The organism is Halorussus gelatinilyticus (genome assembly GCF_023238445.1).
Taxonomy (GTDB): domain Archaea; phylum Halobacteriota; class Halobacteria; order Halobacteriales; family Haladaptataceae; genus Halorussus; species Halorussus gelatinilyticus.
Genome location: NZ_CP096658.1, coordinates 725,829 through 749,647, shown reverse-complemented (window position 1 = coordinate 749,647; position 23,819 = coordinate 725,829). Strand labels below are relative to the sequence as shown.

Genomic DNA, 23,819 nt, shown 5'->3' with positions numbered 1-23,819 from the left:
TATTCCTAGTTTGCGGACGTGACCCATTCCCGAGGCGCCGTTCCTGCGGGATCGGCTCACTCCCGTACCGCCCCGGTCAGCGCCCGAAGCTGACTCGCGCCGTTTTCGAGCAGCGCCCGCGGAAACCGCTCGCGCGCCCCCGCCAGCGCGTCCTCCAGCGCCTCGTCGGGCCGCTCGAAGACGCCCGTGCCGTGCCCGACCAGAATCCGAGCGACGTCGAGTCCCTCGAACGACTCCCGAGGAGGCGCGGGTCGCCGGAAGAGGTAGACGCCGAGTCGTTCGTCGCCGACGCGGTACGGCGGCGCGGTCCCCAGCACGTCCGGCGCGTAGAGGGTCCCGTCCGACGGCCGGTAGGCGACCGACTCGCGCCACCCCGGCAGGGGCGCGCGCGTCCGGACCCGGAAGCCGGAGTCGGCCAGCGTCCCGCTGAAACGCTCGATTGGCGCATCGACGCGCTCCTCGACGCGGGTCATCGACGCCGGGAGATGGACCGCAACGTCGTGGCGACGGGCAATCGCACCGGCGTCGCGGGCGTGGTAGTTCGACAGCACCGCGACCCCCGCCACTTCGCCCAAGTCGGCCACGAGGTCGTCCACGCCGGGCGCGTCGAGGGGGTCGAACAGCCAGATTCCCCCGTCGTCGCCCAGAACCGCGTGGCTGGCGCGCTGCGCGTCCTCTTCCGGGGCGACGAGCCAGCCGACACCGTCGTCCCAGCGGTCGATTACTCGGAGGTCCGTGGCGTCGTCTCTGACGTAGGTCGGCATGTCCGGTTCGTGATTAATCCGGGAACGTAGGTTCTTGGGTTCTGAAGGAGGCGCGAGTTGGAGGTGAGGGAGTTACTGCCGACTCGACCGCGACTGCGTGGCACCGCGACGGTTTCCCTTGCCGAGTAACCCGAATTTAAGGCCGAAGGCGAACCACCCCATCGCATGAAGGTCATCGTACACGGTGGCGCGGGAAGCGCCCCCGACGAACCCGAACCCAGACAAGAAGTGTTGGACGAGGCGGCCCAGACCGGCGCGGCCGAGTCCTCGGTCGTGGACGCGGTCGAGGCCGCGGTCCACGTCCTCGAATCCGCACCCCGGTTCAACGCCGGGGTCGGCGGCGCTGTCCAGAGCGACGGCGCGATTCGGACCGACGCGGGCCTGATGACCGGCGACCGCGAGGCGGGCGCGGCCTGCTCGATGCCCGGCGTCGAACACGCCGTCAGCGCCGCGCGCGTCGTCATGGAGGAGACACCCCACGTCCTCGTCTCGGGCGACCGCGCGGTCGAACTCGCGGCCGACTTCGGCGTCGAGACCGGCGCGGACCTCTGGTCGGAGGACACCCGCGAGAGGTGGGCCGATCTCGATTCGAAGCCGACGGGCACCCCGCGGGAACACCTCGACTGGCTGACCGAGAAGTTCGGCGGGAGTCCCGAGAGCGCGAGCGAGGAGTCCGACGAGAATCCGAAGGACCACGACACCGTGGGTGCGGTCGCCTACGACTCCGAGACCGACGAGTTCGCGGCGGCGACCTCGACCGGCGGCCGGTGGCTCGCGCTGGCGGGTCGGGTCGGCGACGTGCCCCAAATCGGGAGCGGCTTCTTCGCGGCCCCCGCGGGCGCGGCCAGCGCGACGGGCGCGGGCGAGGACATCGCCAAGGCGACGCTCACCCGGCGGGCGGTCCGCCACCTCGAATCCGGCTACGAGGCCCAAGCCGCGGCCGACCGCGCTATCGAGGAGTTCGCGGAACTCACCGGCTCGTCGGCCGGCGTCATCCTCCTCGACGGCGACGGGAACGCGGGAAGCGCGTTCAACTCCGAGGCGATGCAGACCGCGGTCAGCAGTCGCTCGGCGACCGAGTGAGACCGCGAAAAAGAATCGAATCGAAACCGGACGGCGTTACATCTCGGCGGTGGTCGTCTCCTCGCCGGCGGCGGTCGTCTCCTCGCCGCCTTCGGTCGTCGTCTCACCACCCGTCGTGGTGGTCTCGCCGCCTTCGGTCGTCGTCTCTTCGTCCACGTTTATCTGGCCGCCGTCAGTTTGGTTGGACTCGGTAACGTCGAGTTGCGCCGTCGAGCGCGCCATGTCGGTGTAGACGCCGTGCGTGTACGTGCCGGTCGGGAACGTTCCGATGCTCGCGTTGAAGCTGACGGTCGCGGACCCGCCCGCGGGCACCGGCACGAGTTCGGACTCGATGACGTTGCCGCCGATGCGGTACGAGACCTGCTTGGCCACGCGGTCGTTACCGACGTTGACGAGGACCGCCTCGACGGTGTAGGACTCGCCCTGCTGGACCGTGCTGGGAGCGTTCAGGTTCTGGACGGAGATGAGCGCGATCTGGCCGCTGCCGAGGTCGACCGAGCTGGCGGCGACCGACCCGACGACAGCGCGCTGGACGCTCACGCTCTGGGCCGAGAGGCTGCTAATGACCGTGCCACCCGCTTGGTCGCCTTCGGCTTCGGTGGTGGTCTCCTGACCCTCGGCGGTGGTCGTCTCGTCTTGGAGCGCGGCCGCCTCGGTGGTCGTCTCCTCTGCGGCCATCGTGGTTTCTTCGGCCGCCATCGTGGTTTCTTCGGCCGCCATCGTGGTCTCCTCGGCGGCCATCGTGGTCTCTTCAGCTTCCGTGGTGGTCTCCTCGGCCTCCGTAGTGGTCTCCTCGGCCGCGGCAGTGGTCTCTTGCGTGGTCACCTGGCCCGCTTGGGCACCGATGTCCATGAGGACCAGCGTCTGGACGCTCATCTGGTCCACTTGGAAGTTCTCGATGGTCGCGCTCTCGACCGTGACGCCACCGACTTGGGCCTGACCGCCCACCTCGGTGGTGGTCTCTTCGGCTGCCATCGTGGTCTCTTCCTCAGCCGCGGTCGTCTCCTCTGCGGCCATCGTCGTCTCCTCGGCTTCGGTGGTGGTCTCCTGACCCTCGGCGGTGGTCGTCTCGTCTTGGAGCGCGGCCGCCTCGGCGGTCGTTTCGCCGCTCTCGGTGGCCTGACCGCCCGTCTGCTGACCGCTCTCGACGCGGATGTTCTGGACGCTGAACTGCGAGACGTTCATCTGCTCGATGGTCAGGTCCTGCACCGTGACCGACTGGACCGACGTGTTCCCGCTCAGGGCCTGCGAGAGGGTCTGGTCCTGCGTCTGGAGCTGCTGGACCGAGATGTTCCTGACCGAGAGGTTCTGAAGCCGGACGTTCTGGAGGGTCGCGTTCTCCAGCGTCTTGTTCTGGCCGACGACTTCGACCCTGTCTACCTGTAGTGTCTCTATCGTCGCGTTTCGGACTGTCGCGTTCGCTAACTGTAACTGTTCGACCTGCACGTCCTGCAGGGTAACGTTCTCTGACTGTGCGGCAGGCGACGATGCGGTCCCTCCGAAGGCCGCCAGCGGGACGCTGGCGAGAACGAGGGCCATCACCATCAGCACTGCGCCGGTTTCTCGTTGCATATGCAGGCAATCATATCGCCGGAACCGCCAATAAACGGGACCAACCGTTTCGTTCCGTTTGGGGTTTTGACGGGCTATTACTGCCGTTACAGCGGAATTATCTCGCGGGTACGACGGCCCTAACCGCTTTGCCACGCGAGGACACGCGAGCGCCGACGAGTCGGCGCGCGACGCCTCTCGATGCGGTCCCGGTCGGTCCGTCGCCGTCGGCCCATTTTAGTCGCCCCGTGTCGGTCGGTCCGCCGCTGTCGCCCCGTGTCGGTCGCACCATCTCCGCCCTCAGTAGCCCGCCTCGACTTCGGTTCGCGCCGTAGCGAGACGGAAACCCTTTCCGAGACTCGGGCGAAAGGAAACCCATGAGCGAAACCGAGGTGGACCTCGAAGCCGAGAAGTACGAGAAGCACCGCGAGGCCGGCGAAATCCTCGCACAGGTCCGCGGGGAGGCCGCCGACCGCGTCGAGGTCGGCGCGAAGCAGTTGGAGGTCGCCGAGTACGCCGAGGAGCGCATCCGCGAACTCGGTGGCGAACCCGCGTTCCCGGTCAACATCAGCGTGGACGAGGAGGCCGCCCACGCGACGCCGGGCGGCGACGACGACACCGAGTTCGACGAGGAGATGGTCAACCTCGACATCGGCGTCCACGTCGATGGCTGGATAGCCGACACCGCGATTACGGTGGACCTGTCGGGCAACCCCGAGTTGAAGGAGGCCAGCGAGGAGGCCCTCGAAGCGGCGCTCGACATGGTGGAACCCGGCGTCGAGACCGGCGATATCGGCGCGGAAATCGAGTCGGTCATCGACGGCTACGGCTACAACCCCGTGGTCAACCTCACCGGGCACGGTCTCGACCAGTACCAGCAACACGTCTCGCCCAACATCCCCAATCGCGCCGTCGCGCAGGGCGTCGAGTTGGAGGTCGGCGACGTGGTCGCCATCGAACCGTTCGCCACCGACGGCACCGGCAAGGTGACCGAGGGCAACGACGAGGAGATTTTCGCGCTGGAACGCGAGGGGTCGGTCCGTGACCGGCAGGCCCGCCAAGCGCTCGAACAGATCACCGAGGAGTTCCGGACGCTCCCGTTCGCCAAGCGATGGCTCGACGCTCCCCGCGCCGAGATGGCCCTGCGGCGACTCAAGATGAACGACATCGTCCACGGCTACCCGGTGCTGAAGGAGGACGACGGGAAGCTGGTCAGCCAGAAGGAACACACCATCATCGTGACCGAAGACGGCTGCGAAGTCACGACCGAGTAGATCTCCGCGACGCCTCCGAGAACTTCGACGGGGTCGAGCGCACCCCCCCGAGATTCACCCTCGTTGACAAAACCGGGCGCGACGATACCTCTCGTGCCGACGTGTTTTTGTTTCGGTACGGAACACCCTGTTCCGGAGACGGACCTCCTTCGCCGGGTAGAACGACGGAGAAATCGATGCCGCTACGCGTTGTTCATCCGCTGGCTGGACTCCGCGCCACAGATTTCGCACTCGGTGACGCGGTAGGGCTCCCGCGAGAACTCGGCGTTCTCGCGCTTCTGGCTCTCGGTCCGAATCTGCACGGAGACCTCGTGTGGGGTCTCGCGTCCGCACTGGTCGCACGATTCCGTTATCGCTTGGAAGTTGTGATTTTGTGTAGCCATCGTGACCTTCCTCTCGGTCTTTACTTGCGCTGATAGGTGCATAAAAACCCCCTTCCGTTGGGGGGAGTTCGAACCGTTCATTCCGTCGCCGTACGGTGATTTACCCCTAACGACGAACGAGAATGGCCGAAACAGTTTATAGACTCGTTAGGTGGAGTAATGAAACAAAAACGGCGTGCAACGGCCGAATATTTTATATAGTGGGATTAGGGGTCGAGACCGTACAGCGCGGACCGCAGAAACACCAGCACCGGGATGATTTCGAGGCGGCCGATCCACATGTTGAGGAGGAACATCCCTTCGGCGACCGCTGGCATGCTCGGACCGGTGATGCCCGACGAGAGTCCGACGTTGCCCTGCGCGCTGGCGACCTCGAAGAGCGCGTCCGCGTAGGTGAACGAGGGATCCGCGACGTTCACCATGACGAGGCTACTGGCGAACAGAATCAGTAGCCAGAGCATACTCACGATGGCGGCCTCGCTGAACTCCCGCTCCATCCCCTCGCGGTCGAGCAGTCGGTCGCCGATTTCGACGTTCACCACGGCCGACGAGGGGAGGAACACGCGGGCGAACTGCCACCTGATTCCCTTTCCGATGGTGTAGCCCCGGATTATCTTGATGCCGCCGACGGTCGAACCCGCGGCACCGCCCAGCGTCATGGCGAAACTCACGATGAGTTTCCCGCCGGGGCTCCACTCGCCGATGGGTGCGGACTGGAACCCCGTGCAGGTCAGCGCGCTCACGAACTGGAAGGTGGAGTCCCGGAACGCGTCGCCCCGCCCGAGGAAGGCCTCGCCGAACTGGGGCGTCGCCAGATTCTGGACGGTCAGCGCGAGGACACCGACCGCGAACAGGATGAACAGCCACTTCGTCTGCACGTCCTCGAAGAGCGCGCGCGGGTCCCGGTTGGTCAGCATCATGTAGTGGATGGGGAACGCGATGGCCCCGAGCGTCATGATGGGCAACAGGACGGTCTCGACCAGCGTCGAGTCGTAGGTGGCGATGGAGTTGTCCGTGACGCTGAACCCGCCGGTCGAGAGACCCGTCATCGCGTGGTTGAGCGCGTGCCAGAACGCGGTGCCGGGCGAGAGCGGTTCGCTCAGGTAGATGGCGAGGAACAGCGCGACGATTGCGAGGACGGTGTAGCCCGCGAAAATCTTCCAGACCGTTTGGACCGTGTGGATGATGCTGGGATGGATGCGCTCCTCGCGGGTCTCGGCCTGATAGAGCGTGTAACTCCCGCTTCCCGGCCGGGCGAGGATGGCGGTCGTGAGGACGATGACGCCGACGCCGCCGACCCACTGGATGAGCGAGCGCCACCACTGGATGGTGTGGGGTAGCGACGGTTCGTGGACCGCCATCGTGAGACCGCTCCCGGTCCACCCGGACATGCTCTCGAAGAAGGCGTGAAGCGGGTTCCGGAAGTACGCGAGGCTCGACTGGGCGTACTCCACGCCCGCCGGGACGAACGTCGCCATCGCGTCCGGCGGGACGAGGTGGGCCGAGAACAGGAACGGGAGCGACCCGAACGTCGCAGTGGCGAACCACCCGCCGGCGGCGATGACCATCCCGTGTTTCATCTGGGGGTCCGGCGCGTCAGCGAACGTCCGGCGGCCGAGGCCGCCGAACAGCGTGGTGACGCCGCCCGCCAGCAGGAACGCCAGCGCGACGTACCACTCGCGGAACACGGCGGCGACGCCGACGGTGAGCGTCATCAGTCCGGCCTGCATCAGCACGAGCGCGCCCACGTCCCGCAGGATGGTGGCGAGGTCTGCGGGCACACCCCGGACGGTCCGCCGGCGAGTCATTTCTCGTGGTCCTCGTCGTGGCCGAAGATGTCGGTCGTCTCGGGCGTGACGCCCGACTCCGAGAAGACGGTCACGAGGTCGCCCGACCGGAGTTCGGTGTCGCCGCGCGGGGTGAGGACGTTCCCGTCGCGCTCTATGGCGACTACGAGGATGCCGTTTCCGAACAGCCCCTCGTCGGCGGCCTGCGAGAGCGTCATGCCAGCGACCTCGGCGCCCTCTTGGACGGTTATCTCGAACACCTCGGCCCGGTCGCCGACGCGCATGTAGTCCTTGATGGAGGGGCGCTTGACCGCCCGGTAGAGGTAGTCGGCGATGAGCCGCTGGGGGTTCTCCATCACGTTGACGCCGATCTGGCGGAAGAGACTCATGTGTTCGGGGTTGTGGACCACCGAGACGATGGAGGGAATCTCCAACTCCTTGCCGAGCAGGCTCACCATGACGTTCGTCGCGTCGTGCTGCGTCGTGGCGATGAGCGCGTCGGCTCGGTCGCCGCCCGCCTCTTCCAAGGTGTCCATGATGGTGGCGTCGTCGTTCAACACCAGCGCGTCGAACTGCGAGGCGGCGGCTTCGGCTCTCGCGGGGTCCTTCTCGATGACGACCACGTCGTTGTCGTTCTGGGTCGCGATCTCGATGAGCTGCGAACCGATGTCGCCCGCTCCGACGATGACGAGATACATTCGTGTTCCGCTTAAAAGACCGACGCTTGAAAAGATACCTTTCTGTTCGCGCCGAATCGCGCGGACCGCTTCGTGCGTCGCCGAACCGCCGGAGCCTAAACCCTCGTCGCCCTTCGAAGCCGTATGGAACAGGTCTTCGCACCGTGGCGCATCGAGTGGGTCGAGCGAGACGACGCCGACGACGAGACAGAGGGCTGCGTCTTCTGCGAGTTCGCCGAGCGCGACGACGACCGCGAGAACCTCGTCGTCGCGCGGAGCGACCACGCCTTCGTCGTCTTCAACAACTACCCCTACAATCCGGGCCACGCGATGGTGATTCCCCGCGACCACACCGGGAACTACCGGGACCTCTCCGAGGAAATCCTGCTGGACCACGCCCGACTCAAACAGCGAACCTTCGACGCGCTCGACGACGCGCTCTCGCCGACCGGCTTCAACGCCGGCCTCAATCTCGGGGAGGGCGCGGGCGGGTCCATCGACGACCACCTCCACACCCACGTCGTCCCGCGGTGGGAGGGCGACACCAACTTCATGCCCGTCGTTTCGGACACGAAGGTCATCGTAGAGGCGATGGACGAGACCTACGACCGCGTGCGCGAGGCGTTCGCCGAACAGGAGGGCGCGGAGGTTCCCGAGGACGACGAGCGCGCGGTTCGCTTCGGGTTCTGACCGCCGCGTCCGGGAGAACGATACTCCCTTCTTTCGGGAGGCCCAACCCCTACCCGATGAGCGAGCGGACCATCCGCCGCGTCGGCGCGGTCGTCCTCGCGGTCAACGTCCTGCTGGTCGCCGCCAAGGGACTGGTCTGGTGGACGACCGGGAGCCTCGCGGTCGGCTCCGAGGCGGTCAACAGCCTCGCCGACGTCGCCTACAGCGTCGTCGTCCTCGCGGGACTCTACCTGACGACCCGACCGCCCGACTTCAGCCACCCGCACGGCCACGAGCGCATCGAACCGTTCGTCTCGCTGTTCATCGCGCTCGGGATCTTCGCGGCGGGCATCGGCGTCCTCTGGCAGGCGACCACCGCGGTCCTCTCCGGGGCAGTCGGGGGCGCCGTCACCTCCCCGGCCGCCGTGGTCGTGCTGGTCGTCACCGCCGTCGTGAAGTTCGGTCTCTACCGGTACTGCCTGCGCGTCGCCGACGAGACCCGTTCGCCCGCGCTGACAGCCACCGCGCTCGACAACCGCAACGACATCCTGACCGCGAGCGCGGCGCTGGTCGGCGTGCTGGGCGGGACCGTCGGCCTGCCGGTCTTGGACCCCATCGCGGCGGGCGTCGTCTCGGTCGGCATCCTCTACACGGGGTACGAAATCGTGCAGGACAACGTGGACTACCTCGTCGGGAGCGCGCCGCCCGAGGACCTGCGCGCGGAGATCATCCGTCGGGCGCTGGACCACCCCGACGTGGAGGGTGCCCACGACGTCATCGCCCACTACGTCGGCCCCGAAATCGACGTGAGCCTCCACATCGAGGTCGAGGGCGACCGGACGCTGTTCGAGGCCCACGACATCGAGACCGACATCGTGCAGTCCATTCGCGAGTTGGGGGAGGTAGACGACGTGTTCGTCCACGTGGACCCGAAGGAACTCGGCGAGTGGAAGGACGACGAATCGATAGACGAGTGGGTCGAAGACGACGCGCCGAAGCCGTGAGAGAAGCGAGTCAGACCGGGTCGCCGAAGGCGTACACCGTCTGGTGGCCGGTAATCTCGACGTCCACGAAGTCGCCGACTTCGACGGCGTGGTCGGGCGCGTTCTGGACGATGACCTGCCGGTAGGCCTCGTCGTAGCACTTCACGGAGTCGCCGGTGCCCTCCTCGACCGCCAGCACCTCGTGGGTCTCGCCGACCATCGCGTCGTAGGCCTCCGCGACGACTTCCATCTTCACGTCGGTCATCTCCTTCGAGCGGTCCTTCTTGACCTGTCCACCCAGTCCCTTCATGTCGGCGGCGTCGGTGCCGGGGCGCTTCGAGAACCGCGTGACGTTGATCTTCTCGGGGCGGGTCTCGCGCAGCAGCGCCACGCTCTGGGCGTGGTCCTCGGGTTCCTCGGTCGGGAACCCGACGATGAAGTCGGTCGAGAGCGTCCAGTAGTCCAGATACTCGTCGAAGGTCTCGACGATTTCGACGTACTCCTCGACCTGATGCTGGCGGCGCATGTCGCCCAGCACGTCGTCGGACCCTGACTGGACCGGCGCGTGGATGAAGTTGTAGAGCTTCTCGTTCGCGGCGAACACCTCGGCCAGTTCCTCGCGGATGCCGTGGACGCCCTTCGGGTTCGCCATCCCGACGCGGACCCGGAAGTCGCCCTCGATATCGCAGATGCGGTCCAGCAGTTCGTGCAACTTGCGTTCGCCCTTTTCCCAGCCGTAGACGCCGGTGTCCTGTCCGGTAATCCGAATCTCCTTCGCGCCGGCGTGGACGAGCGCGCGAGCCTTCTCGACGTTCTCTTCGACCGGCGGCGAGTCGATTTTGCCGGTCGCCTGCTTGGTGATGCAGTACGAGCAGTCGGACATGCACCCGCGGGCGATGGGCAGGATGCCGATGACGCCGTCGAGAATCGGCTCGGCGTCGGGCGTCGTCGTCGGGCACTCGCCGTTCGTGACCGCCTCGGGCACCTCGTCCCAGTGGAGGACGTCGGCGTTCACGCCCGCGTCGCGGAACTCCTCGCCCTGCGCCAGGGCCATGCAACCGGTGACGATGAGGTCGGCCGTCTCGTCCTCCAACTCCTCGGCCCGCCGGAGCATGTTGCGCTCGGTCTTCTCGACGACCGTGCAGGTGTTGAGAATTGCAACGTCGGCCTCCTCTGCGCCTTCGACGCGGTGGTGGCCCGCGTCGCGGAGCCGCCGCTCTATCTGGCGGCTCTCGCCCCGGTTCGACGTGCAACCGTAGGTCTCGATGTGATACCGGGCCATTCGTTGTGATGCGTTTCGGCTACGCGGGCAAAAACGCGACGAATCGTTCCCCCTACTTCACCCGCGGGGTGGACGCCGTCTACCTGCTCGGGACGAGCGTCCGCGTCCGACCGTAGCCCCACAATCGACTTGTCCGCCGAGGTTTACGTTCGGGGCGTGTCGCTCGCGCTCTCGCTCGTCGTCGCCGTCGTCTCGACCGCCGTCATCTGGAAGGGGAGCGTCTGGCTCGAAGACGCCGCCGAGAAGTTGGCGGCCTACTACGGCCTGCCCGCCATCGTGCAGGGCGCGGTCGTCGCCGCGGTCGGGTCGAGTTTCCCCGAACTGTCGAGTACCGTCCTCGCCACCTTCGTCCACGGCGACTTCGAACTCGGCGCGGCGGCCATCGTCGGCTCCGCGGTGTTCAACATCCTCGTCATCCCGGCGGTGGCGACGCTCGCCGGCTCGGAGAACCTCGAATCCGACCGGGCGGTCGTGTTCAAGGAGACCCAGTTCTACATGGTCGCGGTCGCGGCCACGATGGTCGTCTTCTCGTTCGCGGTCATCTACTTCCCGACCGAGGGAGACGGACTCGGCGGGACGCTCACCCGACCGCTCGCGCTCCTGCTGGTCGGACTCTACGCGCTCTACCTTTTCATCCAGTACCTCGACACGCGCGACCTGCGCGAGGCGCGCTCCATCGACGCGAACCCGGTGCGGCTCTGGGCGACGCTCGCGGTGAGCCTCGTCGTCATCGTCGTCGGCGTCGAGGGACTCGTGACGGCGGTCCTCGACTTCGAGGAGATACTCGGCATCCCGAGCTTCTTCTGGGGGCTGACGGTCGTCGCCGTGGTCACCAGCCTCCCCGACACGTTCGTCAGCGTGCGCTCCTCCCAGAAGGGCGAGGCCGTGACTAGCCTCGCCAACGTCCTCGGGAGCAACGTCTTCGACCTGCTGGTGGCGCTCCCCGCGGGCGTCCTCGTCGCGGGCGCGACCCCGGTGGACTTCGGCGTCGCGGTCCCGATGATGGCGGCGCTGGTCGCCGCGACCGTCCTCTTCTTCGCGCTCGCCCGGACCGACCTCGAACTCACCCGCGGCGAGGCCTACGCGCTGTTGGTCGCCTACGTCGCCTTCGTCGGGTGGTTGCTCTTGGAGACCGCCGGCGTGACGACGCTCATCGGGTAGCTCGCGCTCCGACGACGTCGGTCCGAGTCGCTCGGCCGCTCCAGTCAGATTCTCTCGCGTGCCGGCCCGCGGTAGAAAACGTCCGTTTCACGTGCTCGAATCCGGACACGTTTGCCGGCGATGCGGCGGGTTTCGCCGCGGCGCGACGTGTTCGACGTTCGTTCCGGAATCCCGAGGTGGTAACGACGCTCCGCCGTCCCGGTCGAACCGACGCCTCGTCGGTCGATTTCCCGGCGGCCGCGTTTCGTTCGGCCGATTTATTCCGCCGAGTTCTCGGTCGCGCGTCAGTTTCGTCTCGTTTCACCGCTCGCTCCGCCCGCTCGCGCGAACGGACTAGATTCTCACATGCTCTCAGAATCCCGCCGCTAAGGCTCTGAAAACGGCGCGGCGCGGCCGAGCGTCCGAAATCGGTATGCGGCCAAGAACAAACTACGCAAAGCCCCACCGCTCTGGCACCGGAACTACTCCGGTGAGAACCTATGCACGCATCGAACGTACTGCTACAAGCGGACGGCGGAGAACTGTTTGGAAACATCCCCGGCTGGCTCGGCAACGCCTTCTCGGAGATTATCGCCGCGCTCCCGCGACTCGTCGGCGCTATCGTCATCCTGCTCATCGGGTGGGTCGTCGGCAAGGCGCTCGGAAAGGTCGTGGCCGGCGTCGCGGACAGGGCGGGACTCGACAGGAGCGCGCAGGACACGCCCATCGGTCGGATGATGGGCGGTTCGCGCGACGCGCTGTCGAACTTCCTCGGGAAGGTCACGGCGTGGTTCGTCTACGCGCTGGCCATCCTCGCGGCCGCGAACACGCTCGCCATCCCCATCCTCTCCGAGTGGATAGCGACCGCGGTGTCGTACCTCCCGGCGTTCGTCGCCGGACTGCTGGTCATCATCGGCGGGTTCATCGTCTCGGACTTCATCGGCGACGCCATCGAGCGCACTCGCGCCGCCACGCAGACGGCCTACGCGAAGTGGTTCGCCACGGGCGTCCGGATGTTCCTGTACTTCACCGCGGTCGTCATCGGTCTCGACACGATGGGCATCGACGTCCAACTGCTGTACATCTTCGCGCAGGCGCTGGCGTGGGGACTCGCCGCGGGCCTCGCGCTCGCCATCGGCGTCGGATTCGGTTGGGGGAGCAAGGACTACATCGCCAACAACATGAACCGCTGGGCGGGGACCGCCCGGAGCGGCGCGTCGAGCATGTCGCCACAGCAGAGTCAGGGGTCGCCCTCGGGCGACGACGACTGAGGTCCTTTTTTCGCTCGCGTGACGACCGGCCGTGCGAGTTTTTTGGCCGACGCTCGGAGTTCGACCATGGGGAGGATCGCGCGCGGACGGACCGTCGCGAAGCGGGTGTACGAGGACTTCTCGGAGAAGAACGTGACGTTCATGGCGGCGGGCATCGCGTACAACGCCTTCGTCTCGCTCGCGCCGACGCTCCTGTTGCTCCTCCTGGTCGTCTCGGTGTTCGGGGGCGGCCTCGAAGCCCGAATCGTCGCCGTCGCCGGGAACTGGCTCCCCGGCCCGATAGCCGACGTGGTCCGGCAGATATTCCGAGGCGAGTCGTCGGTCGCCGGGGCGTCGTTCGTCGGCCTCGTCGTCCTCGTCTGGGGGACGCTCAAGATATTCCGAGGCCTCGACACCGCCTTCTCGGAGATTTACGAGACCGAGAGCCGAAACTCCCTGCCCGACCAGATGAAGGACGGCGTCGTGGTCTTCGTCGCGTTGCTCGTCGCCGTCGTCTCGACCATCGGCCTCACGACCGCGTTCGCTCGCTTCTCGGACACGATTCCGTACGTCGGCGTCCTGACGCCGCTCGCGCTCGCCGCGGGACTCGTCGTCGCCTTCCTCCCGATGTACTACCGGTTCCCCGACACCGAGGTCGGACTCGACGACGTGCTGCCCGGCGCAGTGGTCTCGGCGGTCGGATGGGCCGCGCTACAGGGCGTCTTTCAGGTGTACCTCGCGTTCAAGGACCCCGGTTCGGGGGGCTTCTTCGGGAGCGTCGTCCTCGTGGTGACGTACCTCTACTTCTCCGGACTGGTCCTGCTGCTCGGCGCGGTCATCAACACCGTGGTCGGCGACCACTCCTCGGGGAAACCCGGCGGCGTGGGCCGCGGGGCGACCAGCCACGAAACCCGGCGCGAGGAGACGCTGGACCGCGACGAACTCGCCGACTACCTCGCGGACCTCCGGACCGAACTCGCCGGTCGCCACGACGGGATGCGCCCGGCCGCCGGCGACGGCGGCCGAGAGCGCCCGCGCCCGGACGGCGACGTGGAACTGGTCGAGTCCCGGACCGCCGACGGCGACGAGCGCCGCTGGACGGTCACGCTCCAGTGGGACACCGCGGAATCGGCGGACGGGGAGCGTTCCGCCGACCGGGTGGACTCCGTCGCGGACGAACGTCCCGCGGACGACTGACGATTCATCTCGCGCTCGAAGAACCGTAGTCCGACGGGAGCGGGTCCACCGCGTCAGTAGTTCCGCCGGAAATCCTCCACCATTTCGACGCCCGAACTCGCGCCGATGCGCTCGGCCCCGGCGTCGAACATCGCCTCGGCCTGCTCGTAGTTCCCGACGCCGCCGCTGGCTTTCACCGGCAGGTACTCGCTCATGAGTTCCACGTCCTCGACTTCCGCGCCGCCGTCGGCGAACCCGGTCGAGGTCTTGACGAACGCGGCGTCAGCGTCCCTCGCGGCCTCGCAGGCGGCGCGCTTCTCGTCGTCGGTGAGCAGTGCGGTCTCGATGATGACCTTCACGGGAATCGGGACCGCGGCGACGACCTCCTCGATGTCCTCGCGGACCGCCTCGCGGTCTCCGGCCTTCAGTCGGCCGATGTTGATGACCACGTCCAACTCGTCCGCGCCGTCCTCGTAGGCGAGGACGCCCTCCTCGCGCTTGGCCGCGGTGGCGTTCTGGCCGTGCGGGAAGCCGATGACCGTGGCGAGGGTGGTGTCGGGGGCGTACTCGTCGGCCTCAGCGACGTAGCACGGCGGGATGCAGGCGTTCATCCCGTACTCGGCGGCCGCGTCGAGGACTTCCTCCACGTCGGCGAGGGTCGTCTCCGGTCCGAGGACGGTGTGGTCTATCTTCGCGGCGAGTTCTGCGTCGTTCATGCTCGTAAGTGATACCTCGCGGCGACAAAAAGGCGATTATCCGCGAGACGAGTCACGAGCGCACCCGAGGCGACCGTCGGAGAGTCACGCGACGCCCCGAAACCCCGAACCGATTCACTGCGAGAGCACGATTCGCGCGAGAACCAGCACGGTCAGCGTGGGCGCGAGCGAGAGCGACCCCAGAGCGCCCAGAATCGCCAGCAGTTCCCACGCGTAGAGCAGTCCGGGACCTCCGACGAGGACCCCGGCGGCGAGGACGCCGACCGCCGCGCGCGCCCAGACCAGCGTCTCGGGACCCGCCGCGAGGATGAGTGCGGCGTCGAGCGCGTCCGCGAGGACGACCGCCAGCAGGACCCACGAAACCCGGACTCGGGTCGGCCGTGAGACCTTCTCCGGCGGGTCCGGGACCGGAAAAACGAGGCGGATGCGCTCGGGCAGTTTCATCTCCGGGAGCACCATCGGCGGGAGCGAGAAGCGAAACCCCGTCTCGTCGTCGCGGTCCCGTCGGCCGCGCTCGCGGGCGTTCTCTCGGGGGCGGCTCCGACCGGCGTCCTCGTCTGCCATAGCGCGTGCTACGTCACCGAGCGTCAAAGGCTATTCGTCGCGGTCCGCGAGGAGGCGCTCCATCACGTCCACCGCCGAGTCGATGACCTCCTCGGGCGACTGAGAGGCGTCGATGCGGACGAACCGCCCCGGTTCGGCGCTGAGCAGGCGCTCGTAGTTCGATTGGACCTGACTCAGGAACGCGGCCTGCTCGAACTTGTTGGTCGCACCGCTCCGGGCCGCGCCCGTCTCGGGGTCCACGTCGAAGTAGAGCGTCGCGTCCGGCGGCCGAGTCCACGGCTGGTGGACCCCGCGGACGTACTCCAGCGGGCGCTTGACCTCTCCTTCGATGCTGACGGCCTGATAGGCGTACCGCGAGTCGGAGTAGCGGTCCGAGACGACGACCTTCCCGTCGGCGAGCGCGGGTCGGACCGTCTCCGAGAGGTGGGCGGCGTGGTCGGCGGTGTAGAGGAACAGTTCCGCCAGCGGGTCGGCGTCGTCGTCCTCGACCGAGCGGTTCACCGCCTCGCCGTACCACGTGTCGGTGGGTTCGCGGGTGAAGACGAACTCGGGGAACTCCTCGCGTAGGACCTCCCAGACGGTCGTCTTGCCGCTCCCGTCGAGACCCTCCAGCGTGACGAGCATACCGGATGGTGGTCTCGGCTCGGTATAAAGCCCTGCGAGTCGCCGCGACGTTGCGACGCCGCAACGCCGCGAGTGGACTCGCGGAAACGCCGGCCACGGCAGTTAGTTTTACTTTCGGACGGTACTTATCCCCGATATGAACATTCTCGTAGCGGGAGGAACCGGGTTCATCGGGACGAATCTCGCGCGCGAACTGGACGGCGAGGGTCACGACGTGACCGTGCTGTCGCGCGACCCCGACGAGGCCGACCTTCCGACGGGCGTCGAACGCGCCCGCGGCGACGTGACCGCGTACGACTCCATCGAGGGCGCGTTCGAGGGCCAAGACGTGGTGGTGAACCTCGTCGCGCTCTCGCCGCTGTTCAAGCCCTCGGGCGGCACCTCCCACACGGAGGTCCACCTCGGCGGGACCCGGAGCGTCGTGGAGGCCGCCGAAGACCACGGCGTCCGGAAGATCGTCCAGATGAGCGCGCTCGGCGCGGACCCGAACGCGACGACCGAGTACCTGCGCTCGAAGGGACAGGCCGAGCGGGTCGTCGAGGACTCCGAACTGGCCGCGACCGTCTTCCGACCCTCGGTCGTCTTCGGCGAGGGCGGGGAGTTCGTCTCGTTCACGAAGGTCCTGACGACGCCCTACGTCACGGCCCTTCCCGGCGGCGGTCGCACGCGCTTCCAACCCATCTGGGTCGGGGACCTCGCGCCGATGCTCGCCGCGAGCGTCGCAGAGGACCACGACGGCGAGACCTACGAAATCGGCGGTCCGGAGGTGCTGACGCTCGCGGACGTGACGCGCCTCGCCTACCGCGCGGACGGGAAGTCGGTGACGATTCTGCCGCTACCGATGCCGCTCGCGCGCGTCGGCCTGACGATGGCCGACCCGATTCCGTTCGTCCCGTTCGGGAGCGACCAGTACCGCTCGCTGCAGTTCGACAACACGGTCTCGAACAACGACATCGGCGCGTTCGGCGTCGAGGAGGCCGATTTGACGACGCTCGGGGAGTACCTCGGAATCTCTGGCCGATAGTCTCGGCGAGTAATCGGCGAAAACAGCGTCTGACACCGGTCAGACGCGCGTCGGATGGGGTGACCGCTCGGTCGCCCGACGTATCCGACGGGCAATAAACTTAAAAGGACATGTTCGGAATCTGGTGGTGGTTCTAGCGACCGGTAAACAGCCGATTATCGTCGTGCGATTCGGTGTAACGTGCCATTTCCGGGTATCGTGAAGCGGACCAAAAGGATTATGACCCCTTCGTGGTTGTGTTTCTCCCAACGGAGCACGGTCCGGAAAATGAAGCTTGCAATGATTGGTTTCGGGCAGGCCGGTGGGAAAATCGTGGACAAGTTCCTGGAATACGACCAGCGAACTGGAAGCGATATCGTTCGGTCGGCAGTCGCAGTGAACTCTGCGAAGGCCGACTTGATGGGCCTCAGCGAGGTCCCCAAGGACAATCGCGTCCTCATTGGTCAATCCCGAGTGAAAGGTCACGGAGTCGGAGCGGACAACGAACTCGGCGCGGAAATCGCCGAGGAAGACATCGACGAGGTTCAGGGAGCCATCGACAACATCCCCGTCCACGAAGTCGATGCGTTCCTCATCGTCGCGGGGATGGGTGGCGGCACCGGGTCGGGCGGCGCCCCGGTGCTGGCGAAGCACCTCAAGCGCATCTACACCGAACCGGTGTACGGACTCGGTATCCTGCCAGGAGGCGACGAAGGGGGTATCTACACGCTGAACGCCGCGCGATCGTTCCAGACGTTCGTCCGCGAAGTGGACAACCTGATGGTGTTCGACAACGACGCGTGGCGACAGTCCGGCGAGTCCATCGAGGGCGGCTACGCCGAGATAAACGAGGAGATAGTTCGCCGGTTCGGCATCCTGTTCGGCGCGGGCGAAGTCACCGGCGACGACGAGGTGGCAGAAAGCGTCGTGGACTCCAGCGAGATTATCAACACGCTCGCCGGGGGCGGCGTCTCGACCATCGGCTACGCCGCCGAAGAGGTCGAGAACGACCAGTCGTCCAGCGGTCTCCTCTCGCGGTTCACGGGCGGTGAAGAGGACGGCCAGACCGACACTGCCAACACCACCAACCGAATTACGAGCCTCGTCAGGAAGGCGGCGCTCGGTCGGCTCACCCTGCCCTGCGAAATCGAGGGCACCGAGCGCGCACTGCTCGTCCTGAGCGGTCCGCCTCAGCACCTCAACCGGAAAGGCATAGAGCGCGGGCGGAAGTGGCTCGAAGAGCAGACCGGTTCGATGGAAGTCCGCGGCGGCGACTATCCGGTCGCCGACTCCCAGTACGTCGCCAGCGTCGTGCTCCTCTCGGGCGTGAACAACGTCCCGCGAATCAAGGAGCTACAGGAGGTCGCCATCGAGGCCCAAGAGAACATCGACGAGATTCAGGAGGAGAGCGAGGAGAACTTGGAAGAACTCGTGGAGGACGACGACGATGAACTCGAACCACTGTTCTAAACTACTCGCGCTGTTGTTCGCCACCACGCTGGTCGTCTCGGCGGTCGGTCCCGCCGCGGCGATGTCGGCGTCGGCCAGCGGCGCGCCCGACAAGAAGCAGGTCGGCGAGGACGTGACATCGACGTTCACGATCACCAAGCCGTTCAGCGAGTACGACACGTGGACGCTGAACGGGACGACCGAACTGAAAGACGTGACGTGGACCGTCCAACTGTACGACCAGGGCGGGTCGAAGATAGGCCAGAAGTCCTACGACGGCCAGTCGTTCGACCACGCGCTGAAGAAGAGCGACGCCTACGAGGTCAAAGTCATCGTCAAGGGGACCGTGCCCGAAGTGACGAACTTCACCTACGACCCCGCGCAGAAACTGACGCTGGCCGAACTCCACCAGGTCCGCGAGGGCGGCAGTAGCGAACCCATCGCCGACCCGTGGACGTTCCGACCGTACACTCAGGAGAGCCAAGAGGCCCGCGACGCCATCGCCTCGGCACAGGACGCCATCGACGCGGCCGAGAGCTCCGGTGCGAGCGTCTCGGGTGCCGAGGACACGCTCGACAACGCCGTCTCGGCGTTCGACGCCGAGAACTTCGACAACGCGGCCGACTTCGCAAACGAGGCCGAGAAGAAGGCCGAGAGTTCCCAGCAGTCGAACCAGCAGACCCAGATGCTGCTGTACGGCGGCGCGGGACTGCTCGCGCTGGTCGTCGTGGTCGGCGGCGTCCTCTGGTACCGCTCGAACCAGCAGGACGACTACGACAAGCTTCGCTGACGTTCGGACCGTTAGACGGGGTGGCTCGGGGAATCGAAATCGACGGCGCGCCCGACGTCGGGCGCGCCGTCGGTGGGACTCGCGCTGTCGGCGGGCGCTCGCCAGCGAGCGCCCGCCCTGCCCGAAAGAACGATTCACGTTTCTCTGAGGCGCACACACATTTCTTCGAGATAGGTATAGATTGTTTACAAAAGCATAAATGCGGCCGAGCGGCGGCTCCGCCGCCGCTCAGCCGCACCGATTCCGCTACCGCCCGGACGCGACGACTCCGGCCGCCATTCCGTAGCCTCTTAAGGGAGGACGAGCGAGTTGGCAATCGAGCATGCGAGTCGTCGTCCCGTACGCCGCCGCGGAGCCGAAGACCCGGTTAGCAGACGCGCTGTCGGCCGACGAGCGGTCGGCGTTCGCCGAGGCGATGCTGGCCGACGTCCTCGCCGCGGTTCGCGCGACCGGCCGCGACCCCGAGATTCTCGCCACCGAACCGGTCGAGACCGACGCGCCGGTCGTCGTGGACCCACGACCGCTGACCGGGGCGGTCAACGCCGTCCTCGCGGCGACCGACGACCCGGTCGCGGTCGTGATGGCCGACCTCGCGCTGGCGACGCCCGACGCGCTCGCCCGCCTCTTCGACGCCGAGGGCGAGGTCGTCCTCGCGCCGGGCCGCGGCGGCGGGACGAACGCACTGGTCGCGCGCGCCGACGACTTCCGCGTGGACTACCACGGCACGTCGTATCTCGACCACCGGGCCGCCGCGCGAGAGGTCGGCGCGGACGCGACGGTGGTGGACTCCCACCGACTGGCGACCGACGTGGACGAGCGCGGGGACTTGGCGGAGGTGCTGATTCACGGCGGAAGCGCCGCGGGAGAGCGAACACCGGACGGCGCGGCGAGCGGAGACCCTCGTGAGACGAGTCGCGCCCGGTCGTGGCTCCGCCGCGCCGGGTTCGCCCTCGCCGACGAGGCGGGCCGGACGACCGTCGAGCGCGGCGAAGCGCCGTCCCGCCCGTAGCAACAGACTACTCGTAGATACCGCGGGCGTTCATCAGCGTCACGAGCAGGAGGGTCCGGAACTTCGATTCGAGACCGTCGGACGGTGACGATAGTCGTAGCTGACGGAGCCATTGGTAACCGGTCGGTTCACTTAGTCAGGTAAAGCGCGGGTTTGCGAGGCGAGTGAAAAACGCGTATCGCCGAGAGAACAAGCGTTTTGCCCCCGAAGCGAGAACCCAGACCGATGGCAGGTGCCGAGATTCCGGGAACGAGCGAGTACGACTTCGACCTCTCTCTCCGCGACGCGGACGTAGAGCGACTGCTCGACGTCACCCCCGACGACGTCGAAGCCGCCGACGAACTCACCTTCGCGAAGAACGTCTTCGTCCCGCTCACGACCGCGTGTCGGTACACCTGCACCTACTGCACCTACTTCGACCCGCCGGGCGAGGCCAGCCTGCTCTCGCCCGAGGAGGTCCGGGACATCGTCCGGACCGGCGCGGACGCCGGATGCACCGAGGCCCTCTTCACCTTCGGCGACGACCCGGACGACCGCTACGACCGGATTCACGCCCAACTCGACGAGTGGGGCCACGACTCCATCCACGAGTACCTCCGGGAGGTCTGCGAAATCGCGCTGGACGAGGGCCTGCTCCCTCACAGCAACCCCGGCGACCAGACCCGCGAGCAGATGGAGACCGTCGCGGACGTGAACGCCTCGATGGGCGTGATGCTCGAGACCACCGCCGACGTGGACGCCCACGCCGGCCCCCGCGTGAAGAACCCCGGCCAGCGCCTCCACACCATCCGGACCGCGGGCGAGTTGGGCGTGCCGTTCACCACCGGAATCCTCGTCGGCATCGGCGAGGAGTGGCGCGACCGGGCCGAGAGCCTGCTGGCCATCCGGGAGTTACACGAGCGGTACGGCCACGTCCAAGAGGTCATCGTCCAGAACGTCGTCCCGAACGAGCGGTCGAACTACGACCGCCCCTCCGTCAAGACGATGCGCCGAGTCGTGGCGATGGCCCGCGACTGCCTCCCCGAGGAGGTGTCGGTGCAGGTCCCGCCCAACCTCTCGCCGACGCGCGAGTTGCTGGACTGCGGGGTGGACGACTTGGGCGGCGTCTCGCCCGTGACCGACGACCACATCAATCCCGAGTACAAGTGGCCCGCCTTGCAGGAGTTGGAGGACATCGCCGACGAGGCCGGGGTGCCCCTCCGCGAGCGACTGCCGGTGTACCGGCGTTACCTCCCGGACGAACTGGGCGGCGAGCCCGACGGCAACGAGTGGGTCTCGGGGACGATTCAGCGAGCGATGGCGACCGACGACGAGGCGGGCGAGCGATACCGTCGGGTACTGGACGCCCGATAGCTCACCGCAGATACCGCGTCTCGACCTCCGGCAGGCGTTTTCTGACCGCGACGTAGACCACGGACGCCGCGAGACCGACGACGGTCAGTGCCCGCACCAGACCGTCGAAAAGCAGGAGCCCCGGTATCGAGAAGACCGCCGTCAGCAGGAGGTCCTCGGGCGCGCCGTCGTAGCGAACCCAGCGCCGCGGCCGAATCCACCTGCCCGCGGGGTGGACGTAGACGCCGCGGTCGTCGGTCGCCTCCCACGGCCGGAGTTCGAGTCCGCCGCCCGCGGCGTCGGTCACGCAGTGGAGCGCGGCCGACAGCAGGAAGAACGCGGCCGCGACCGTCCACTCGGTCGGCGCGAGGAGCGCGGCGCCGCTCGCCGCGACTCCGGCGACGCCGTAGTACACCGGAAAGTGGAGCGTCCGGCGGTGCTGGCCCGACAGCAGGTCGAGGTCCGGGAAGACGCCCCCGGCGAGTCCGGCCAGCGCCGCGACCGGCGCGAGTTCGGGCGCGACGAGAACCAGCGGGGCCGCCAGCGTGAGCCCCATCGCGGTGTGAGTGGTGTTCATCATGGCGCTCGTCTTCCTCGCTTCCCGCTCAGTCGTCCGCCACCGTCTCGCTCGCGGCGCGGCCCTCGGTGTCGGAGACCAGCGGCGTCCCGTCCGCGGCCGGACCTAACTCCGGGCCGAACGGCGGGTCCGCGGAGTCGATGACTCGGGTCTGGCGGTAGTCGGTCGAACGCTCGACGGGCGTCCGACCGATGGCGGTTATCATCTCGACGTACTCCGCGAACGACCGGGCCTCGCCGAACTTCCCGCCCGCCCGCTTCGTTATCTCCTCGCTGAGAATCGTGCCCATGAAGTCGTTCGCGCCGCAGGAGAGCATCTTCAGCCCCTGCTCGTCGCCGTACTTCACCCACGACGACTGGACGTTCTCGACGTTGTCGAGGAAGAGTCGGGAGACGGCTATCATCAGTTCGTCCTCGTGGGTCGTCGCGCCCGAGTCGATCATTCCCCGTTCCGCGAGGGGCGTGTTCGGGTGGACGAAGGACAGGGGCACGAACTCGGTGATGTTGTCGGTCCGGTCCTGTAGGTCTCGTATGCGTTTCAGGTGCATCACGCGGTGGGCCTCGTTCTCGACGTGGCCGTACATGATCGTCGCGGTCGTGTCGAGACCGACTTCCGCGGCGGCCTCCATCGCTTCGACCCACTCGTCGCTCCCGATTTTGCCGGGGCAGATGACGCCCCGAACCTCGTCCACCAGAATCTCGGCCGCGGTGCCGGGCACGCTGTCGAGTCCGGCGTCCGCGAGGCGGCCGTAGACCTCTTCGTAGGACCAGTCGGTCCCCCGCCGGGCGTGGTAGGCCTCCTCGGGCGTCATCGAGTGGAGGTGAATCCCCTCGACGTTCATCGCCTCCATCTGGGCGACGTAGGTGCCGGGGTCGGTCTCGTAGGCCGCCGGCGGCTTGTAGTTCAGGTCGCCCCGGTCGCTCGCGTCGAGGATTTCGAGGTGTTCGTCGTCCAGCGCGAGACCGGGGTGTAAGCCGCTGACCGACGTGACCTCGTATATTCCCGTCTCGCGGGCCGACTCGACGATTTCGCGGGACTCGGCGGGCGTCTTGGTGAAGCCGTCGTGGGTCTCCTCGCTTCCCTCCTCGAACTGCTGGGCGGTGTCCTTGAAGTTGCAGAACAGGCACCCGGTGTTGCACGCGGTCGTGACGTTGTTGTTCAGGTTGGCGACGAAGGTGACCTCGTCGCCGACCATCTCGGCCCGGCGGCGGTCCGCGGCCTCCAGTACCGCCTCTTTCCGTTCGAGGTCGATACCCTCCCGGTCGGACCCGGTGGTCATGAGCTCGATGCCGTCGGCGACCGTCAGGCGCTCGCCGTCGCTGGCTTTCGCCAGTGCGTTCTCGAACGACTGGTCGGTCTCGGGCACGCAGTCGAAGTCGAACTCCCCTCGCGGAACGTTCGTCCGGGCCGCGTCTACCATCACGCGCTACGAGGGTTGCGAGTGATAAAAACTGACGGGTTACGGCAGAGTCGAAACGTGACTTGTGTTCTTTGTGAGCGTGACCGCCGAGAACACCGAGGGGCGATGGAGAAAGCCCCCGCCCGCTCGCGGTCGCTCTGCGGGATATCCTCGACTCGCTACGCTCGTCTCGGATAGTGGCCCGCAGAGTCGACCTCGGGCCAGAGGCCCGCGAGCGGGCGGCCCCTTTCAGTCCACCCAAACGAGTGGTTCGGCTGACCGAGCGTTCGCTGCTGGTTTGTCGATTCGAGCGTTCGCCGACGGACTGTCGAATCGA

At 67.1% G+C, this 23,819-nt stretch carries 23 protein-coding genes; 12 read left to right on the top strand and 11 right to left on the bottom strand.

Going from position 1 to position 23,819, the window contains the following annotated elements; all coding sequences use genetic code 11:
• Positions 1 to 56 precede the first annotated feature (56 nt).
• Positions 57 to 764, bottom strand: coding sequence for an SPRY domain-containing protein (locus M0R88_RS03890; protein WP_248655658.1), 708 nt, complete (start codon positions 762 to 764; stop codon positions 57 to 59).
• Positions 765 to 929: 165 nt separating this feature from the next.
• Here M0R88_RS03890 and M0R88_RS03885 point away from each other — a divergent pair, with 165 nt between their 5' ends.
• A complete protein-coding gene (locus tag M0R88_RS03885; RefSeq protein ID WP_248655657.1) occupies positions 930 to 1,847 on the top strand; it encodes an isoaspartyl peptidase/L-asparaginase in 918 nt (305 codons plus the stop codon).
• A 36-nt stretch (positions 1,848 to 1,883) separates the two neighbouring features.
• On the opposite strand, the gene M0R88_RS03880 is transcribed toward M0R88_RS03885, so the two are convergent.
• Entirely contained in the window at positions 1,884 to 3,419 is a 1,536-nt protein-coding gene (locus M0R88_RS03880) for a hypothetical protein (RefSeq protein WP_248655656.1), read from the bottom strand.
• Positions 3,420 to 3,775: 356 nt separating this feature from the next.
• Here M0R88_RS03880 and map point away from each other — a divergent pair, with 356 nt between their 5' ends.
• A complete protein-coding gene (map, locus tag M0R88_RS03875; RefSeq protein ID WP_248655655.1) occupies positions 3,776 to 4,672 on the top strand; it encodes a type II methionyl aminopeptidase in 897 nt (298 codons plus the stop codon).
• Between the two features lie 182 nt (positions 4,673 to 4,854).
• On the opposite strand, the gene M0R88_RS03870 is transcribed toward map, so the two are convergent.
• From M0R88_RS03870 to M0R88_RS03860, 3 genes are all read right to left on the bottom strand, one after another.
• Entirely contained in the window at positions 4,855 to 5,055 is a 201-nt protein-coding gene (locus M0R88_RS03870) for a DUF7835 family putative zinc beta-ribbon protein (RefSeq protein WP_248655654.1), read from the bottom strand.
• A 206-nt stretch (positions 5,056 to 5,261) separates the two neighbouring features.
• Positions 5,262 to 6,863, bottom strand: coding sequence for a TrkH family potassium uptake protein (locus M0R88_RS03865; RefSeq protein WP_248655653.1), 1,602 nt, complete (start codon positions 6,861 to 6,863; stop codon positions 5,262 to 5,264).
• Positions 6,860 to 7,540, bottom strand: a complete 681-nt coding sequence (locus tag M0R88_RS03860) for a potassium channel family protein (protein ID WP_248655652.1) — start codon at positions 7,538 to 7,540, stop codon at positions 6,860 to 6,862. The genes M0R88_RS03865 and M0R88_RS03860 overlap by 4 nt, the downstream gene beginning before the upstream one ends.
• Before the next feature lie 123 nt (positions 7,541 to 7,663).
• On the opposite strand from M0R88_RS03860, the gene M0R88_RS03855 reads away from it, so the two are divergent.
• Complete coding sequence (locus M0R88_RS03855) at positions 7,664 to 8,209, top strand: HIT family protein (protein ID WP_248655651.1); 546 nt, start codon at positions 7,664 to 7,666, stop codon at positions 8,207 to 8,209.
• Positions 8,210 to 8,265: 56 nt separating this feature from the next.
• The gene (locus tag M0R88_RS03850; protein WP_248655650.1) at positions 8,266 to 9,192 is read left to right on the top strand and encodes a cation diffusion facilitator family transporter; all 927 of its coding nucleotides are present in this window, start codon (positions 8,266 to 8,268) and stop codon (positions 9,190 to 9,192) included.
• A gap of 10 nt (positions 9,193 to 9,202) precedes the next feature.
• Here M0R88_RS03850 and M0R88_RS03845 read toward each other — a convergent pair whose 3' ends face one another.
• Complete coding sequence (locus tag M0R88_RS03845) at positions 9,203 to 10,453, bottom strand: tRNA (N(6)-L-threonylcarbamoyladenosine(37)-C(2))-methylthiotransferase (RefSeq protein ID WP_248655649.1); 1,251 nt, start codon at positions 10,451 to 10,453, stop codon at positions 9,203 to 9,205.
• 156 nt (positions 10,454 to 10,609) lie between these two features.
• On the opposite strand from M0R88_RS03845, the gene M0R88_RS03840 reads away from it, so the two are divergent.
• The 3 genes from M0R88_RS03840 to M0R88_RS03830 all read left to right on the top strand — a co-directional run bounded on the left by M0R88_RS03840 (position 10,610) and on the right by M0R88_RS03830 (position 14,040).
• Entirely contained in the window at positions 10,610 to 11,614 is a 1,005-nt protein-coding gene (locus M0R88_RS03840) for a sodium:calcium antiporter (RefSeq protein ID WP_248655648.1), read from the top strand.
• Positions 11,615 to 12,093: 479 nt separating this feature from the next.
• Positions 12,094 to 12,864 (top strand): mechanosensitive ion channel family protein, encoded by a 771-nt coding sequence (locus M0R88_RS03835; RefSeq protein WP_248655647.1) that lies wholly within the window; start codon positions 12,094 to 12,096, stop codon positions 12,862 to 12,864.
• A gap of 66 nt (positions 12,865 to 12,930) precedes the next feature.
• A complete protein-coding gene (locus M0R88_RS03830) occupies positions 12,931 to 14,040 on the top strand; it encodes a YihY/virulence factor BrkB family protein (protein WP_248655646.1) in 1,110 nt (369 codons plus the stop codon).
• Positions 14,041 to 14,093: 53 nt separating this feature from the next.
• Here M0R88_RS03830 and deoC read toward each other — a convergent pair whose 3' ends face one another.
• The 3 genes from deoC to tmk all read right to left on the bottom strand — a co-directional run bounded on the left by deoC (position 14,094) and on the right by tmk (position 15,923).
• Positions 14,094 to 14,735 carry a deoxyribose-phosphate aldolase gene (gene deoC, locus M0R88_RS03825; protein WP_248655645.1) on the bottom strand — a complete coding sequence of 214 codons (642 nt, stop codon included), beginning with the start codon at positions 14,733 to 14,735 and terminating at the stop codon, positions 14,094 to 14,096.
• Between the two features lie 114 nt (positions 14,736 to 14,849).
• Positions 14,850 to 15,299 carry a hypothetical protein gene (locus M0R88_RS03820; RefSeq protein ID WP_248655644.1) on the bottom strand — a complete coding sequence of 150 codons (450 nt, stop codon included), beginning with the start codon at positions 15,297 to 15,299 and terminating at the stop codon, positions 14,850 to 14,852.
• A 30-nt stretch (positions 15,300 to 15,329) separates the two neighbouring features.
• Positions 15,330 to 15,923, bottom strand: a complete 594-nt coding sequence (gene tmk, locus M0R88_RS03815) for a dTMP kinase (protein WP_248655643.1) — start codon at positions 15,921 to 15,923, stop codon at positions 15,330 to 15,332.
• A gap of 136 nt (positions 15,924 to 16,059) precedes the next feature.
• On the opposite strand from tmk, the gene M0R88_RS03810 reads away from it, so the two are divergent.
• The 5 genes from M0R88_RS03810 to cofG all read left to right on the top strand — a co-directional run bounded on the left by M0R88_RS03810 (position 16,060) and on the right by cofG (position 21,527).
• Positions 16,060 to 16,947, top strand: a complete 888-nt coding sequence (locus tag M0R88_RS03810) for a complex I NDUFA9 subunit family protein (RefSeq protein ID WP_248655642.1) — start codon at positions 16,060 to 16,062, stop codon at positions 16,945 to 16,947.
• Between the two features lie 267 nt (positions 16,948 to 17,214).
• Positions 17,215 to 18,396, top strand: a complete 1,182-nt coding sequence (locus M0R88_RS03805) for a tubulin/FtsZ family protein (RefSeq protein ID WP_248655641.1) — start codon at positions 17,215 to 17,217, stop codon at positions 18,394 to 18,396.
• Complete coding sequence (locus tag M0R88_RS03800) at positions 18,374 to 19,165, top strand: DUF4398 domain-containing protein (RefSeq protein WP_248655640.1); 792 nt, start codon at positions 18,374 to 18,376, stop codon at positions 19,163 to 19,165. Before M0R88_RS03805 ends, M0R88_RS03800 begins: the two co-directional genes overlap by 23 nt.
• Positions 19,166 to 19,487: 322 nt before the next feature.
• Positions 19,488 to 20,174 carry a 2-phospho-L-lactate guanylyltransferase gene (cofC, locus tag M0R88_RS03795; RefSeq protein WP_248655639.1) on the top strand — a complete coding sequence of 229 codons (687 nt, stop codon included), beginning with the start codon at positions 19,488 to 19,490 and terminating at the stop codon, positions 20,172 to 20,174.
• A gap of 225 nt (positions 20,175 to 20,399) precedes the next feature.
• Positions 20,400 to 21,527: a 7,8-didemethyl-8-hydroxy-5-deazariboflavin synthase subunit CofG gene (gene cofG, locus M0R88_RS03790; RefSeq protein ID WP_248655638.1), complete on the top strand. Its 1,128-nt coding sequence runs from the start codon at positions 20,400 to 20,402 to the stop codon at positions 21,525 to 21,527.
• A gap of 1 nt (position 21,528) precedes the next feature.
• Here cofG and M0R88_RS03785 read toward each other — a convergent pair whose 3' ends face one another.
• Together M0R88_RS03785 and cofH are read right to left on the bottom strand one after the other, a co-directional pair.
• Entirely contained in the window at positions 21,529 to 22,086 is a 558-nt protein-coding gene (locus M0R88_RS03785; protein WP_248655637.1) for a metal-dependent hydrolase, read from the bottom strand.
• A gap of 25 nt (positions 22,087 to 22,111) precedes the next feature.
• Positions 22,112 to 23,503, bottom strand: a complete 1,392-nt coding sequence (gene cofH / locus M0R88_RS03780) for a 7,8-didemethyl-8-hydroxy-5-deazariboflavin synthase subunit CofH (RefSeq protein WP_248655636.1) — start codon at positions 23,501 to 23,503, stop codon at positions 22,112 to 22,114.
• Positions 23,504 to 23,819 lie beyond the last annotated feature (316 nt).

What these genes read in the sequence shown, in the direction of transcription:
- M0R88_RS03845 (WP_248655649.1), bottom strand. Translation starts at nt 10,453, where the DNA reads ATGGCCCGGTATCACATCGAGACCTACGGTTGCACGTCGAACCGGGGC.
- deoC (WP_248655645.1), bottom strand. Translation starts at nt 14,735, where the DNA reads ATGAACGACGCAGAACTCGCCGCGAAGATAGACCACACCGTCCTCGGA.
- M0R88_RS03800 (WP_248655640.1), top strand. Translation starts at nt 18,374, where the DNA reads ATGAACTCGAACCACTGTTCTAAACTACTCGCGCTGTTGTTCGCCACC.
- M0R88_RS03830 (WP_248655646.1), top strand. Translation starts at nt 12,931, where the DNA reads ATGGGGAGGATCGCGCGCGGACGGACCGTCGCGAAGCGGGTGTACGAG.
- M0R88_RS03870 (WP_248655654.1), bottom strand. Translation starts at nt 5,055, where the DNA reads ATGGCTACACAAAATCACAACTTCCAAGCGATAACGGAATCGTGCGAC.
- M0R88_RS03865 (WP_248655653.1), bottom strand. Translation starts at nt 6,863, where the DNA reads ATGACTCGCCGGCGGACCGTCCGGGGTGTGCCCGCAGACCTCGCCACC.
- M0R88_RS03860 (WP_248655652.1), bottom strand. Translation starts at nt 7,540, where the DNA reads ATGTATCTCGTCATCGTCGGAGCGGGCGACATCGGTTCGCAGCTCATC.
- M0R88_RS03820 (WP_248655644.1), bottom strand. Translation starts at nt 15,299, where the DNA reads ATGGCAGACGAGGACGCCGGTCGGAGCCGCCCCCGAGAGAACGCCCGC.
- M0R88_RS03885 (WP_248655657.1), top strand. Translation starts at nt 930, where the DNA reads ATGAAGGTCATCGTACACGGTGGCGCGGGAAGCGCCCCCGACGAACCC.
- M0R88_RS03880 (WP_248655656.1), bottom strand. Translation starts at nt 3,419, where the DNA reads ATGCAACGAGAAACCGGCGCAGTGCTGATGGTGATGGCCCTCGTTCTC.
- M0R88_RS03785 (WP_248655637.1), bottom strand. Translation starts at nt 22,086, where the DNA reads ATGATGAACACCACTCACACCGCGATGGGGCTCACGCTGGCGGCCCCG.
- M0R88_RS03850 (WP_248655650.1), top strand. Translation starts at nt 8,266, where the DNA reads ATGAGCGAGCGGACCATCCGCCGCGTCGGCGCGGTCGTCCTCGCGGTC.
- cofH (WP_248655636.1), bottom strand. Translation starts at nt 23,503, where the DNA reads ATGGTAGACGCGGCCCGGACGAACGTTCCGCGAGGGGAGTTCGACTTC.
- M0R88_RS03805 (WP_248655641.1), top strand. Translation starts at nt 17,215, where the DNA reads ATGAAGCTTGCAATGATTGGTTTCGGGCAGGCCGGTGGGAAAATCGTG.
- cofG (WP_248655638.1), top strand. Translation starts at nt 20,400, where the DNA reads ATGGCAGGTGCCGAGATTCCGGGAACGAGCGAGTACGACTTCGACCTC.
- M0R88_RS03810 (WP_248655642.1), top strand. Translation starts at nt 16,060, where the DNA reads ATGAACATTCTCGTAGCGGGAGGAACCGGGTTCATCGGGACGAATCTC.
- M0R88_RS03890 (WP_248655658.1), bottom strand. Translation starts at nt 764, where the DNA reads ATGCCGACCTACGTCAGAGACGACGCCACGGACCTCCGAGTAATCGAC.
- M0R88_RS03855 (WP_248655651.1), top strand. Translation starts at nt 7,664, where the DNA reads ATGGAACAGGTCTTCGCACCGTGGCGCATCGAGTGGGTCGAGCGAGAC.
- map (WP_248655655.1), top strand. Translation starts at nt 3,776, where the DNA reads ATGAGCGAAACCGAGGTGGACCTCGAAGCCGAGAAGTACGAGAAGCAC.
- tmk (WP_248655643.1), bottom strand. Translation starts at nt 15,923, where the DNA reads ATGCTCGTCACGCTGGAGGGTCTCGACGGGAGCGGCAAGACGACCGTC.
- M0R88_RS03835 (WP_248655647.1), top strand. Translation starts at nt 12,094, where the DNA reads ATGCACGCATCGAACGTACTGCTACAAGCGGACGGCGGAGAACTGTTT.
- cofC (WP_248655639.1), top strand. Translation starts at nt 19,488, where the DNA reads ATGCGAGTCGTCGTCCCGTACGCCGCCGCGGAGCCGAAGACCCGGTTA.